At 61.5% G+C, this 12817-nt stretch carries 14 protein-coding genes; 4 read left to right on the forward strand and 10 right to left on the reverse strand.

All coding sequences use genetic code 11. From position 1 onward, the window contains the following. Genes P7644_RS06075 through ccmA form a run of 10 tightly spaced genes read right to left on the reverse strand, consistent with a single transcriptional unit; the run spans position 1 to position 8794 of the window. The gene (locus P7644_RS06075) at positions 1-2274 is read right to left on the reverse strand and encodes a TonB-dependent hemoglobin/transferrin/lactoferrin family receptor (protein WP_404302237.1); all 2274 of its coding nucleotides are present in this window, start codon (positions 2272-2274) and stop codon (positions 1-3) included. A 25-nt stretch (positions 2275-2299) separates the two neighbouring features. Next, the gene (ccmI, locus tag P7644_RS06080; protein WP_404302239.1) at positions 2300-3160 is read right to left on the reverse strand and encodes a c-type cytochrome biogenesis protein CcmI; all 861 of its coding nucleotides are present in this window, start codon (positions 3158-3160) and stop codon (positions 2300-2302) included. After that, positions 3157-3636: a cytochrome c-type biogenesis protein gene (locus P7644_RS06085; protein ID WP_404302240.1), complete on the reverse strand. Its 480-nt coding sequence runs from the start codon at positions 3634-3636 to the stop codon at positions 3157-3159. The genes ccmI and P7644_RS06085 overlap by 4 nt, the downstream gene beginning before the upstream one ends. Next, on the reverse strand, positions 3633-4157 hold the full coding sequence (locus tag P7644_RS06090; RefSeq protein WP_404302242.1) for a DsbE family thiol:disulfide interchange protein: 525 nt from the start codon (positions 4155-4157) through the stop codon (positions 3633-3635). The genes P7644_RS06085 and P7644_RS06090 overlap by 4 nt, the downstream gene beginning before the upstream one ends. Next, positions 4154-6121, reverse strand: coding sequence for a heme lyase CcmF/NrfE family subunit (locus P7644_RS06095; protein WP_404302244.1), 1968 nt, complete (start codon positions 6119-6121; stop codon positions 4154-4156). The genes P7644_RS06090 and P7644_RS06095 overlap by 4 nt, the downstream gene beginning before the upstream one ends. Positions 6122-6123: 2 nt before the next feature. Continuing rightward, complete coding sequence (gene ccmE / locus P7644_RS06100) at positions 6124-6561, reverse strand: cytochrome c maturation protein CcmE (RefSeq protein WP_404302246.1); 438 nt, start codon at positions 6559-6561, stop codon at positions 6124-6126. Further along, positions 6558-6737 (reverse strand): heme exporter protein CcmD, encoded by a 180-nt coding sequence (ccmD, locus tag P7644_RS06105; protein ID WP_404302248.1) that lies wholly within the window; start codon positions 6735-6737, stop codon positions 6558-6560. The genes ccmE and ccmD overlap by 4 nt, the downstream gene beginning before the upstream one ends. Continuing rightward, positions 6724-7464, reverse strand: coding sequence for a heme ABC transporter permease CcmC (ccmC, locus tag P7644_RS06110; RefSeq protein WP_404302250.1), 741 nt, complete (start codon positions 7462-7464; stop codon positions 6724-6726). Before ccmC ends, ccmD begins: the two co-directional genes overlap by 14 nt. Then, positions 7461-8168 (reverse strand): heme exporter protein CcmB, encoded by a 708-nt coding sequence (ccmB, locus tag P7644_RS06115; RefSeq protein ID WP_404302252.1) that lies wholly within the window; start codon positions 8166-8168, stop codon positions 7461-7463. Before ccmB ends, ccmC begins: the two co-directional genes overlap by 4 nt. Beyond that, positions 8165-8794, reverse strand: coding sequence for a cytochrome c biogenesis heme-transporting ATPase CcmA (gene ccmA / locus P7644_RS06120; RefSeq protein ID WP_404302254.1), 630 nt, complete (start codon positions 8792-8794; stop codon positions 8165-8167). Before ccmA ends, ccmB begins: the two co-directional genes overlap by 4 nt. 271 nt (positions 8795-9065) lie before the next feature. Between ccmA and P7644_RS06125 the strand changes: the two genes are divergently transcribed. From P7644_RS06125 to P7644_RS06140, 4 genes are all read left to right on the forward strand, one after another. Next, a complete protein-coding gene (locus P7644_RS06125) occupies positions 9066-10754 on the forward strand; it encodes a cytochrome D1 domain-containing protein (protein WP_404302255.1) in 1689 nt (562 codons plus the stop codon). A gap of 92 nt (positions 10755-10846) precedes the next feature. After that, the gene (locus tag P7644_RS06130; RefSeq protein WP_404302256.1) at positions 10847-11440 is read left to right on the forward strand and encodes a NapC/NirT family cytochrome c; all 594 of its coding nucleotides are present in this window, start codon (positions 10847-10849) and stop codon (positions 11438-11440) included. 62 nt (positions 11441-11502) lie between these two features. Continuing rightward, positions 11503-12330: an ethylbenzene dehydrogenase-related protein gene (locus P7644_RS06135; protein WP_404302258.1), complete on the forward strand. Its 828-nt coding sequence runs from the start codon at positions 11503-11505 to the stop codon at positions 12328-12330. 41 nt (positions 12331-12371) lie between these two features. Beyond that, positions 12372-12713, forward strand: a complete 342-nt coding sequence (locus P7644_RS06140; RefSeq protein WP_404302259.1) for a cupredoxin domain-containing protein — start codon at positions 12372-12374, stop codon at positions 12711-12713. The last annotated feature ends 104 nt before the right edge of the window (positions 12714-12817 follow it).

Here is a 12817-nt window from a genome sequence, read left to right on the forward strand (position 1 = left end):
TCAAAAATCCGCCACCAGCGACACGCGCGCATTGCGCCCGGGCTGGGAATAAGCGTCTATGGTGGCAGAACCTGCTGGCTGGCTATAGACATCGGGCCACATCCAGTACTTGCGGTTGGTGAGGTTGTTCAATGCCAGGTTCAGCCGCACCGCCTTGCTGATGCGCCACTGCGCACCCAGGTCCAGCGTGGTGGCAGAGGGCGTGGCAAATTGAGTGGTGCCGGCCTTGTTGTTGCCGATCGATACCAGGTCGATGTCCTTGTCCTTCTTGGCCGCGTAATGGCGCAGGTCGGCATACACGCTCCAGGGCGCGGTGTCGTAGCGCAGGCCCAGCGCAATCTGCATGGGCGTGATGGAGTTCAGCGGCCGGTCCGCCGTCCTGTCGGTGCCGCGTGTCTGGCCGTAGGCGAAGGTGTTGTGCAGGCGCCCCGGGCCTATGCTGCCCCAGTCATAGCCGCCCTTGAGCTCAAAGCCGTGAATGCGCGCACGTGCGATGTTCACGGCCTGGAAGGTTTGTTGCGTCGCTGTTTTGTTGATCAACCGGGCGTCTTCGATGAGGTTGGAATAGCGGTTGGCAAAACCCACCAGATCCACGCTCAGGCGATCGAAGCGGCCGCGTACACCTAGCTCCACGCCGCGGCTGCGCTCGGGCTTGAGGTCGGGGTTGGCGACGATGATGTTGTTCACACCCAGCGCAACGGCCTCAAAACGGTCGTTCACCTGGCCCGCGTCGGGCGCACGGTAGCCGGTTGCGTACTGGCCAAAGACACTCCACGCAGGTGTGGCGCGGTACAGCACGCCGAGCTTGGGCAGCGCGGCCGTGCCCGACAGCGATTTGCCGGGTTGCGGCGCCGGCGGGTGGTAAAGATTCTGGCTGGTCACGTCGATGGCGAAGTGATCGATGCGCAGCCCCGGGGTGATGGTCCAGTCCCCGTGCACGCTTTCGTCCTGCACATACAGGCCGGAGCTGGTCTGGCGCGTATCGGGAAAGCGCTTGAGCGGGAAGCTTTCCGGCGGCAGCGGCGCCTTGCCGTCGTACAGGTTGGTGATCGTGCTGCGCGCATGGTCAAAGCCGTAGACGATGCGGTGCGACCATTCGCCATGGCGCAGTATCTTGTCGGCCTGCAGGCCGAGCTGCCAGGTGCGCTCGTCATAGCGGTTATCGCGCACGCGATGCACGCCACTGCGCAGAAAGCTGTTGCCGATGCGCCGCGAACTGGCGTCCTGCACTGCCACTACCGTGCGCAGGTGGTCGGCCCAATCGGTGTTGAGGCCAAAGCGCGCGTCCCAGGTCAGGCGGTCGCGCTGTATCTGGGTGTGGGCATTCTCATCGAGCACATCGGCGGGCCTGGGTGGAGTTCCCGGCGCGCGACTGGACAGCAGATCGATATCGGATTTTTTCTGCGTGTGCTCGAACGTGAAGATATGGCGCTGCGTGCTGCTGGGGCGCAGCACCACCTTGCCCAGGATCGAGCCGTCGCGGAGGTCGGTTGGGTCGGGGCGGGTGCGGTTGCTGTTCGGTGCGTCGTTGCTGCCCATGTTGTCCAGTGCGTCGGAATGGCGCCCGGTGGCCGTCAGCATCCACTGCAGGCTGTCGCTGGCCTTGGCCGCAATGGTGCCGGCGGCGAAGTAGCCATGGTCGTCCTCGCTCCAGCCCGCGGCCACGCGCCCGCCCAAGGTCTTGGGCGCCCCACCTTCGGCTGTCTTGAGGAAGTCCATCGGGTCGTGGGTGACGAAGTTCACCACCCCCGCCATGCCGTCGCCGCCGTACTGGGCCGAGGCCGGGCCGCGGATCACGTCGATGCGTTTAAACAGTTCCAGCGACAGGTATTCACGGTCGAACATGGCCGAGCGCGACACATAGCTGCGCGGCATGCGGATGCCGTCCACCGTCATCAGCACGCGGTTGCCGCCCAGCCCGCGGATGTTGATGCCCATGTTGCCGTCGCGCGCAAACGCTGCCGATCCGGCGCCGACGGCCAGGCGCGCCGGGGAACTACGCACCGCAGTGTTGGGCAGATCCTGCAGCGCCTGGCGCAGCGTATGGACCTGCTGGTCGCTCAGGCTCTGGCCCTCGATGACGTCGGCGCTCAGCGGCAGGTCGTCGGCCAGCAGGTTGTTCTGGCTGGAGCCACTTACCACCACCGTCGGCAAAGTGACGTGTGCCTGTGGCCCGGGTTGTGCCTGCGCCGCCCCATGCATGGTCAGGCATGCCAATGACACAAGGATGGGCAGGATGCGCAAGCTGGGATGCTCAGGGGCGTGGATGCTCATAGGGCTCTGGATGGGGGCGATGTGGTCAGGGGCGGGGCTTCTGCTCTTTGGCCAGCGCACTCTGGGCGCGTGCGTCGTCCAGATTTTCCTGGGTCATCTTGGCGTCTTCCGAGCCGGGTTCGAGCAGGGACAGAAGCTTTTCCCACTCTTTGACGGCGCCGTCAAAGTTGCCGCGCTGGTAGGCGACGACGCCCGACATCATCAGTGCGCTGGGGTGCTCCGGGTCGATGGCCAGCGCCTGGCGGACCAGTTCCTCGGGGCGGCCATCCATGCGGTGCTGGGCCTTCATGGCCAGCAGTTCGGCATAGTCCACCAGCAGGTCGGGATGGGTACGGATGGCGTCGGTGGCCTTCTCATAGGCCTGCTCGGCCTCGTCCAGGCGCCCCATGACCTTGTACGAGCGCGCCAGCATGGCCCAGCCCTGGGGGTTGTCGGGCGCAGCCTTGAGCTTGGCCTCGAGCGACTCGACCATTTGCGTGATCTGCAGCCTGGCGGCCTCTTGCGTTGCCCCTGGGTTGAGCGCAGCAGGATCGCCCAACCAGCGATAGGTGCCCACCGAGAGCAGGGGCAGCATCAGCGCAATCACGCCGGCGGTGCGGCGCGCGGTCCAGAACCCCGGCGCAGACGCGATGGCAGGCATGTCGGGGGCGGCGGTGTCGTCGAGCAGGCGCAGTTGCAGTTCGTCGCGCGTGGCCTCGTAGTCTGCGGGGCTGATGGCGCCGCTCGCCAGGTCGCGCTCGAGCGTGGCCAGTTGATCCTTGTAGATGGACGCGTTCAGGCGTTCGCTGGAAACACCCTCCTGGGTCTTGGGGTGCAACAACGGGCGCACCAGCGCCGCAATGATCAGCAGAGTCAGGGCCGAGATGATGGCTATGAAAATGCTCATGAAAGGTTTTCCGGATCCTGAAGAAGAGACTGCGCCTTGGCGCGCCCGGCCTCATCCAGCGTTTGTGCCTCGGCGGCGCCGCGCTGGCTGCTGCGCACCATGCGCACCAGGATGAAAACCGCACCGGCCAGCAGCACGAAGGGACCAAACCAGAGCAGCCAGGTCACGGGGTTGACGGGCGGACGGTAGCGCACGAAGTCGCCGTAGCGGTTGACCATGAAGTCCATGATCTCGGCGTCACTCTTGCCGGCCTTGATGAGACCGCGGATTTCGCGCTTGAGGTCCAGCGCCAGGTCGGCGCGGGAGCCGGCGAGCGATTCGTTTTGGCAGACCAGGCAGCGCAGTTCCTCGGAAATGGCAATCATGCGCTTTTCCACCACTGGGTCTTCGGCCAGGGGCTGTGCTTCGTTGGCATGCACGCAGAGGGCGGCAAGGGCGCATTGCAGCGCCAGCAGAATGGCGAGCCAGAGTCTCATTTCTGCAGTTCCCGGATCAGGGGCAGGATTTGTTTTTCCAGGGCTTCCTCGGTCACCGGGCCAATCTGCTTGAAGCGGATCTTGCCGGCCTGGTCGATCAGGAAGGTCTCGGGCACGCCATAGACGCCGAAGTCGATGCCGATGCGCCCGTCCTGGTCGATGACCGTGAAGTCGTAGGGATCACCCTTGCGCTGCAGCCACTTGATGCTGTCAGCGGGCTTGTCCTTGTAGGCCAGGCCGATGAGGGGAATGTTCTTGCGCTTGGCGTATTCAATCAGCACCGGATGCTCTTGCAGGCAGGCCGTGCACCAGGAGGCCCAGACGTTGAGCAGCCAGACCTTGCCGCGCATGTCCTTGGCTGCAAACGACTGGTCCGGGGAGGCCAGGATGGGCGCGGAGAACTGTGGCGCGTCCTTGCCGATCAGGGGCGAGGGCACGACGCGCGGATCACGCGTCAGGCCTATGGCCAGAAACACTGCCAGTACCAGAAACAAGCCCAGGGGAATGAGTGCCTTCTTCACGCGGCGACTCCCTTCACCGTGACGCCCGTGGCGGCGCGCGCCCGCTTGCTGCGGTAGCGGCGATCCAGTGTCGCCATGGCTCCGCCGAGCGCCATCAACAAGCCGCCGCCCCAGATCCAGTTCACGAAGGGTTTGTAGTAGACGCGCACGGCCCAGACGGGGTGCTCTCCGCCTTCCAGGCGTTCGCCAAGTGACACATAGACGTCGCGCGCCAGGCCGGTATCGATGGCCGCTTCGGTCATGGGCATGGCAGAGGAGAAGTAGGTGCGCTTTTCGGGGTGCAGCAGGCGTAGGATCTGGCCGTTGCGGCTCAGTTCCACATCACCCACGTCGGCGCGATAGTTGGGGCCTTCGGTCTCCCGGATGCCGGTGAGTCTGAAGGTGTAGCCTCCTACAGCGACGGTGTCGCCCAGGCCCATGCGCACGTCCTTCTCGGTTTCATAGCCTTTGACCATGGTGACGCCCACCACGCTGACCGCGATGCCGATATGAGCCAGGTGCATGCCCCAGAAAGACCAGGGCGTGGCCCTCCAGTTGGTGGTGCTGCGCACTTGCCGGTAGATCTGCTGCAGCGAGGACAGCACGATCCACAGGGCTAGGCTCAGGCCCAGTGCCGCCAGGGCCGACCAAGGTCCGGCAAGCAGGGGCAGGCTGCAGCCCAGCACCAGCGATGCCAGGGCGCTGGCGCCTAGTTTGCGCGCCAGATCCAACGCGCCGTCGCTTTTCCAGCGTGCAAAAGTGCCCACCACCATGAACAGCAGCACTGGCACCATGATGGGCACGAAGACCGCATTGAAATACGGCGGACCGACGGAGAGCTTGCCCAGATTGAGCGAGTCCACTATCAGCGGGTAGAGAGTGCCCAGCAGCACAGAGGCCGCAGCCGTGGTGAGCAGCACGTTGTTGAGCAGCAGAAAGGTCTCGCGCGAAACCAGTGCAAACGCACCGCCAGAGCGCACCTTGCCCGCACGCATGGCAAACAGCGTGAGCGATCCGCCCACCACCACGCATAGGAAAATGAGAATGAACACGCCGCGCCGCGGGTCCGTGGCAAAGGCGTGCACCGAGGTCAGCACCCCCGAGCGCACGAGGAAGGTCCCCAGCAGGCTCAGCGAGAAGGCCGTGATGGCCAGCACGATGGTCCAGTTGCGAAACAGGCCACGCTTTTCTGTCACGGCCAGCGAATGGATCAGCGCCGCGCTCACCAGCCAGGGCAGGAAGGAGGCGTTTTCCACAGGATCCCAAAACCACCAGCCGCCCCAGCCCAGTTCGTAATAGGCCCACCAGGAACCCAGGGCGATGCCCAGCGTGAGGAAAATCCAGGCCGCCGTAGCCCAGGGGCGCGACCAGCGTGCCCAGGCGGCGTCCAACCGTCCATTAAGCAGCGCGGCGATGGCAAAGGCGAACGGAATCGCCAGGCCGACGTAACCCATGTACAGCATAGGGGGATGGAACACCAGGCCCGGGTCTTGGAGCAGAGGATTCAGGTCGCGACCGTCGGCCGGAATGTCGGCCAGGCGCAGGAAGGGGTTGGAGGTGAACAACATGAACACCAGGAAGCCCACCGCCACCAGACCCAACACACCCAGCACGCGCGCCACCATGGTGTCGGGCAACTGGCGCGAGAACAGGGACACCGCCAGCATCCAGGTGGTCAGCATGAAGTGCCATAGCAGCAGCGAGCCCTCGTGCCCACCCCAGACGCCGGCGATGCGGTAGATGTCGGGCAGGTGTGAGTTGGAGTGCTGCACCACATACACGACCGAAAAGTCGTTGCTATAAAAGGCGTAGGTCAGGCAGCCGTAGCCTAAGGCAGTGAGCAGCCATAGTGCCTGTGTGGCAGGCCGTGTCAGGGCGAGCCAGTCACGTCGCCCGGTCTGCCCGCCGGCCAAGCCCAGCAGGCCGAGCACCAGGGCGACGAAGAGCGACAGGATGAGCGAGAAATGACCTAGTTCTGGAATCATGGTTATTTCAGCGTCTGGATGGTCTTCTGGGCCTCGTCGACCGCGTGCTGTGCTTCGGGGGGCATGTAGTTTTCATCGTGCTTGGCCAGCACCTCGGAGGCCGTGAACAACCCGTCCTCGCCGAGCTTGCCTTGGGCCACTACGCCCTTGCCCTCGCGGAACAGATCGGGAAGGATGCCGGTGTAGGTCACCTTCATTTCCTGGGCCGTGTCCGTGACCACAAAGGAGACGGTCAGATCCTTGCGCTCGACCGAGCCCTCCTTGACCATGCCGCCCACGCGGAAGGTGCGGTTCTTTGGGGCCTCGCCCGCGGCAACCTGGCTGGGGCTGAAGAAGAAGACCAGATTGCTCTCGAATGCGTTGAGCACCAGATAAGCGGCCAGGGAGAGGGCGGCCAGTCCGGCGGCGATGATGGCGGCGCGTTTGTGGCGAGGTTTCATGTCTGCGATTCGTTGGGTTGGTGTTCGGCGCGTAGGAGTTGTTGTACCTGCTTGCGCCGGTTGCGGATCAGCAGCGACTCCACTGCCATCACCAGCGCCGTGGCGCCGAAACTGCCCCAGACATAGAAGGCATAACCTCCCATGGCGAAAAATTCTGAAAAGCTATTCCACTGCATGTTGAACCCACTCGGTGTGACGTTCCCGCTCGAGAATGATGTTGCGCACCCGCGCCAGGGCGGCGGCTATGGCATACATCCAGAAGGCCACCACCATGATCAGCATGCCCCAGAGCATGGGGGCCGCCATCGAGGGCGCGCGGGTCATCGAGACTGAGGCGCCCTGGTGCAAGGTGTTCCACCAGACGACGGAAAAATAAATGATGGGCACGTTCACCACGCCCACCAGCGCCAGCACGGCGCAGGCCTTGTCCGCGCGGCGCGGGTCATCGATGCTGGACTGCAGCGCCAGGAAGCCCAGGTACAGGAACAGCAGGATCAGTTCTGACGTGAGCCGCGCATCCCACACCCACCAGGTGCCCCACATCGGTTTGCCCCACAGCGAGCCCGTGACCAGCGACAAAAAGGCAAACAGTGCGCCCGTGGGTGCCAGCGCACTGGCCATCATGCCCGACAGTCGCGTATTGAAAGCCAGGCCGATGGCGGCCCAGCCTGCCATCACGATGTAGATGAACATCGACATCTGGGATGTCGGTACATGCACGAAAATGATGCGATAGCCCTGACCCTGCTGTGCGTCCGTGGGTGCGACAAAGAAGGCAATCCACAGACCGAGCAGCGTCAGCACGGTTGCCAGGCCTGCGAACCAGGGCCAAAGTCTTCCTGCCAGAAAATAGAAGTTTTGTGGCGAAGCGTACTTGAACCATTGAATGCCGGGTGTTTTCATTCCAGAGAAATTTTCAGGGCGGCGGTGGTAGCGAGGGGGGCGAAAAAAAGGGCAAGCACTAGCAGTGCAGCAAGCAGGGACAGGTGCCCGCCGGCACCCAGACCGGAGGCATGGGCTTCCACGGCGCCGGCACCAAAAATGAGCACGGGGATATAGAGCGGCAATATTAACAACGACAGCAGTACCCCCGCGCCGCGCACTCCCAAGGTTAGCGAGGCTCCGATGCTGCCTATGAGACTCAGCGTTGGCGTTCCCAGCAGCAGTGAGAGCATCAAAATCCCCAGGGCTTGGCTATCGAGTCCGAACTGCAAGCCGAGCACCGGGGCAACCAGCACCAGCGGCAACCCTGAAAGTAGGAAGTGCGACAGCGCCTTGGCCACCACCAACAGGGTCAGTGGGGTGGAAGACAGCAGCATCTGCTCTAGCGAGCCGTCGGCGTGGTCACTGGCGAACATGCGCTGCAGTGACAGCATGGCCGCCAGCAGCGCGCTCACCCACAGTACGCCTGGCGCCATACGCAGCAGCAGCGCGGATTCGGGGCCTACGCCCAAAGGGAACAGACTGGCGACAACGATGAAAAATACCAGCGGCGTCAGCACTTCGCCCTTTTGCCGCATGGCCAGGGCAACTTCACGCCGCAGTACCGCCAGCATGACGGCACCCAGCCCCAGCTGCATATCGGAATGTGAGGGTGGTGGGTTCATGCGCGCAATTCCAGGGGCTGGGCGGGCACCGTGCCAATGCCCACGCTTTGGTGGCTGGTCAGTACCGTGATGCCGCCGCTCGCCAGGTGCTGTGCAATCAGGTCTGAGAGCATGCGGATGCCGGTGTCATCCATGGCGACAAAGGGCTCGTCAAGTACCCATAGACGTGCCGGGCTCAGGGACAAGCGCGCCAGCGCAACCCGGCGCTTTTGTCCCTGCGAGAGGTGGCGCACCAGTTGCTCGCCCCGTCCGGCGACGCCGAATCGCGCAAGCGTGACGGATACTGTCTTGGCGTCACATGCGTGGCCGCGCAAGGCAGTGGCGAACGCCAAATTTTCACGGACGGTCATGGACTCTTGCAGGCCGTTGAGGTGCCCCAGATAGCACAGGTCCTGCTGGAAGGCGTCTCGCTGCGCACGGATGGATCGCCCTTCCCAGAGGATGTCACCCGACTCAATGGGCGACAGGCCGCAAAGCATGCGCAGCAGGCTGGTCTTTCCTATTCCGTTGGCTCCCATGACATGAAGCCAGCGTCCGCATTGCACCGTGCAATTGACGCCCTGGAATAGTTGGCGCCCTCCTTTGCTGCACCCGAGGTCATTGAAGGCAAGAATCGGTCCGGGCATCAATTTGTTGTTTCCACGTCACAGTTGCGCATCTTAAGTCAGCATTGCGCATGATTTATGCGCACATTGCCGCCTCTTGGCAATGTTTGGATTGTGTGCATATTCGCCCACTCTTTGATGCATTTGCTTTACCCTTTTGCCATAGGTCAAGGGTTGGGGAAACTGCACAAACATAATGAACTTACTCGGATCGACTTGTTGCGGCCGTCGCCGGGTTTCACAGCTACCTGAGAGGGTGGATTGGCTGCAAGATACCTACGGAGTAAAAAAGATGAAATTTCCCCGCCTTTCGAGCATTGCTGCAGTGGTGATGCTCTCGGGTCTTGCAGTACCTGCAATGGCTCAAGACGCCAAGCTCGAAGCGCCTGCCATGACGGCCGCAGAGAAAGAGGCAGCCAAGAAGATTTATTTCGAACGCTGCGCCGGTTGCCACGGCGTCCTGCGCAAGGGGGCTACGGGCAAGAATCTTGAGCCGCACTGGAGCAAGGTAGGCGCCGACGGCAAGAAGACCGAGGGCGGGACGCTTGCACTGGGCCAGTCGCGCCTGGAGAAGATCATCGGCTATGGCACCGACGGGGGCATGGTCAACTTCGACGACATCCTGACCAAGGAAGAGCTGACTTTGATGGCCAAGTACATCCAGAATCCCCCGGATGTGCCGCCTGAGTACAGCTTGAAGGAAACGATGGACTCCTGGAAGGTCATGGTGCCGGTCAGCGAGCGTCCGACCAAGCAGATGAATAAGATCAACCTGAGCAATGTCTTCTCGGTCACGCTGCGTGACACCGGTGAAGTGGCTCTGATTGATGGCGACACCAAGGAAATCCGTAGCATCGTCAAGACCGGCTACGCCGTGCATATCTCGCGTATGTCTGCCTCGGGCCGCTACGTGTATGTGATCGGTCGCGACGGCCGCTTGTCCCTGATTGACATGTGGATGGAGAAGCCAGCCGTCGTTGCTGAAGTGAAAATCGGCTTTGACGCGCGCTCGGTGGATACGTCCAAGTTCAAGGGCTTCGAAGACAAGTACGCGATTGCCGGCTCCTACTGGCCGCCCCAATTCGTGATCATGGATGGTGACACCCTGAAACCGCGCAAGGTGGTCGGTACTCGTGGCATGACAGTGGATGGCGAATACCACCCCGAGCCGCGCGTGGCCTCCATTGTGTCGTCCTTCATCAAGCCGGAATGGGTGGTGAACATCAAGGAAACCGGTCAGATCCTGCTGGTTGACTACTCGGATATCGAGAACCTCAAGACCACCACCATCGCATCGGCCAAGTTCCTGCATGACGGCGGATGGGATGCCTCCAAGCGCTACTTCCTGGTGGCTGCCAATGCTTCCAACAAGATTGCCGCTGTAGACACTAAGCTGGGCAAGCTGGCTGCTTTGGTTGATGTGGCCAAGATTCCCCATCCGGGACGCGGCGCCAACTTCGTCCACCCCCAGTACGGCCCCGTCTGGGCAACCGGTCACCTGGGTGCTGATGTCGTGACGCTGATCTCCACGCCTTCGGACGATCCCAAGTTCAAGAAGTACAAGCAGCACAACTGGAAGGTGGTGCAGGAGATCAAGCACGTTCCTGGCAATCTGTTCGTGAAGACCCATCCGAAGTCCAAGCATTTCTGGGCCGACGCACCCCAGAACCCCGACAAGGATCTGGCGGAATCCGTGGCCGTGTGGGACATGGCTGATCTGTCCAAGCCCAAGGCAGTGCTGAACGTGGCCAAGGACTCTGGCCTGCCGGAAACCAAGGCAGTCAAGCGTGCCGTGCATCCGGAATATTCCAAGGATGGCAAGGAAGTCTGGATCTCCCTGTGGGGTGGCAAGACCGACCAGTCGGCCATTGTGGTGTATGACGATGTGACCCTGAAGGTGAAGAAGGTGATCACCGATCCCAAGATGATCACCCCCACGGGCAAGTTCAACGTGTATAACACGCAGCACGACATCTATTGATGGGGCAGCCTTAGTCTGAGGCAAGGATCGAGGGGCGTGAGTCCCTTGGTCCGTGCGTCTCCAATACGAAAAATGAAGTGCGGAGAAATTTGATGGCTGGAAAATTTGCAAACCTGTGGGCCACCCTGAAAAAGCCAAGCGCGAAGTATTCGCTGATTGGGTTGCTGATGACAGGTTTCATCTCTGGCATTCTGTTCTGGGGCGGTTTCAACACCGGAATGGAAGCGACCAACACGATGGACTTCTGTATCTCCTGCCACGAGATGCACGACAACGTCTATCAAGAGTACAAGAAGACGATTCATTACAGCAATCGCACCGGTGTGCGCGCCATGTGTTCGGACTGCCATGTGCCCAAGGACTGGACGCACAAGATGATTCGCAAGATCCAGGCCAGTCGCGAGGTGTGGGGCAAGTTGACCGGTACTATCGATACCAAGGAAAAGTTCGAGGCCAAGCGCCTGACGCTGGCCGAGCGGGAGTGGGCGCGCATGAAGGCCGCTGACTCGCGTGAATGTCGCAATTGCCACAGTTTCGAGGGCATGGATACCGAGAGGCAAAAGGCGCGTGGCGCCAAGATGCACAAGATCGCGCAGGAAGAAAAGCAAACCTGTATCGATTGCCACAAGGGCATTGCACATAACAAGCCCAAAGGCATGAAGGAAGACGAAGACGAGGATCTGTAAGCTTGTTTGGCGGTTTGTCCTGGCTGGGGCGGTCGCCTGAGAACACCTATTAGGAGTAAACGATGAAAAAATCCACCCTTTCGATAATGCTTTTGGGTTCGCTGCTCGCTGTGGGAACGCAGGCAGCCTTTGCGGCGCCCGACTGGGGCAAGGTTCCCAAGCGCGATATCAACGTGTTCCACGCCGCTGTTTCCCCCATGGAGTGGGTGGGCAAGAAATCTGACCACAGTGGTACGGCTGGCCTCAAAAAGGGCGAAACTTGCATTGGCTGCCATGAGGAAAAGGGCACGCTCAACTTCGACATGAAACGCCTGGCCGGCAAGGACATGGAACCCAAGGGGGCTCCCAAGACCATGATGTACCCGGTGGCCGTGCAGGCCGCCTATGACGCCAGCAACCTTTACCTGCGCCTGACCTTCAAGGCCCCTGCAGGCGGCGCCGACCAGAGCGATAAGGACAACGAGGTCAAGGCCACCGTGATGTTCCCGGATGCACAGGTGCAACTGGCCAATCAGGCCGGCTGCTGGGCTTCCTGCCATAACGATGCGCGTACCATGCCCGGTGCAGATGACAAGAAGACCAAGTACACGAAAACCGGTGCTTATGAATTGATGCAGTGGAAGAGTGCCAAGGGCGCCAAGGTGGCCAATGGCACGGTGACCACGGAGCGCAAGATGGAAGGCGGCTCGCTGGGGGCAACGGCGGAAGGAACAAAGAGCGGCGACACCTACACCATCACGTTTACACGCAAGAATCCTGGCGAGGGTAAGACGGTGCCGTTCGGCCTCGCCATCCACGCCGATCATGCCTCAGGGCGCTTTCACCATGTCTCGCTGGGCTATACGCTGGGCGTGGGTGCAGACGGCGACGTGAAGGCGCTCAAGCAGTAACACTTTTGCTTCGACGACGTGAAAGCATGTCGCTCTCAGTCATGAAAACCGGAAGACAGGTGTCGACGTGTGCGGCACTTGTCTTTTTTTCTGCGGTGATCGCCTCGTCTCCCGTGTCGGCCCAGAAGACTGTCGAAGTCATCATTCAGAACTACCGCTTCGATCCGGCGCAGGTCCGTGTGCGTGCCGGGGATACGGTCAGATGGGTCAATCAGGAAAAGCGCACGAGCCATTCGGTACTTTTCTCGCCGGAGCAGGGGGGCGAATCCGAGAGGTTTTTCCCGCAGGAATCCTGGCAACGTCAGTTTGAGACGCCGGGCCGGTATCCATATTCATGCGGTCCACACCCGGAAATGAAGGGCGAGGTGGAGGTGACGCCTTAGCTCCGTGTTTGTTGGCGAACTCGCCTTCTGGGCAGCCGAGATGTTTTCGGGTTGATGCAAATCAGCCTTTGCCATTTTGACGTTTCTATATTGACAGTTGTCCT

The sequence above is a fragment of the Alicycliphilus denitrificans genome, assembly GCF_044792555.1.
Classification (GTDB): Bacteria; Pseudomonadota; Gammaproteobacteria; order Burkholderiales; family Burkholderiaceae_C; genus Alicycliphilus; species Alicycliphilus denitrificans_A.

Excerpts from the sequence above, each read along its gene's own strand:
- P7644_RS06075 (WP_404302237.1), bottom strand. The coding sequence starts at position 2,274 with ATGAGCATCCACGCCCCTGAGCATCCCAGCTTGCGCATCCTGCCCATC.
- ccmI (WP_404302239.1), bottom strand. The coding sequence starts at position 3,160 with ATGAGCATTTTCATAGCCATCATCTCGGCCCTGACTCTGCTGATCATT.
- P7644_RS06085 (WP_404302240.1), bottom strand. The coding sequence starts at position 3,636 with ATGAGACTCTGGCTCGCCATTCTGCTGGCGCTGCAATGCGCCCTTGCC.
- P7644_RS06095 (WP_404302244.1), bottom strand. The coding sequence starts at position 6,121 with ATGATTCCAGAACTAGGTCATTTCTCGCTCATCCTGTCGCTCTTCGTC.
- ccmE (WP_404302246.1), bottom strand. The coding sequence starts at position 6,561 with ATGAAACCTCGCCACAAACGCGCCGCCATCATCGCCGCCGGACTGGCC.
- ccmD (WP_404302248.1), bottom strand. The coding sequence starts at position 6,737 with ATGCAGTGGAATAGCTTTTCAGAATTTTTCGCCATGGGAGGTTATGCC.
- ccmC (WP_404302250.1), bottom strand. The coding sequence starts at position 7,464 with ATGAAAACACCCGGCATTCAATGGTTCAAGTACGCTTCGCCACAAAAC.
- ccmB (WP_404302252.1), bottom strand. The coding sequence starts at position 8,168 with ATGAACCCACCACCCTCACATTCCGATATGCAGCTGGGGCTGGGTGCC.
- ccmA (WP_404302254.1), bottom strand. The coding sequence starts at position 8,794 with ATGCCCGGACCGATTCTTGCCTTCAATGACCTCGGGTGCAGCAAAGGA.
- P7644_RS06125 (WP_404302255.1), top strand. The coding sequence starts at position 9,066 with ATGAAATTTCCCCGCCTTTCGAGCATTGCTGCAGTGGTGATGCTCTCG.
- P7644_RS06130 (WP_404302256.1), top strand. The coding sequence starts at position 10,847 with ATGGCTGGAAAATTTGCAAACCTGTGGGCCACCCTGAAAAAGCCAAGC.
- P7644_RS06135 (WP_404302258.1), top strand. The coding sequence starts at position 11,503 with ATGAAAAAATCCACCCTTTCGATAATGCTTTTGGGTTCGCTGCTCGCT.
- P7644_RS06140 (WP_404302259.1), top strand. The coding sequence starts at position 12,372 with ATGAAAACCGGAAGACAGGTGTCGACGTGTGCGGCACTTGTCTTTTTT.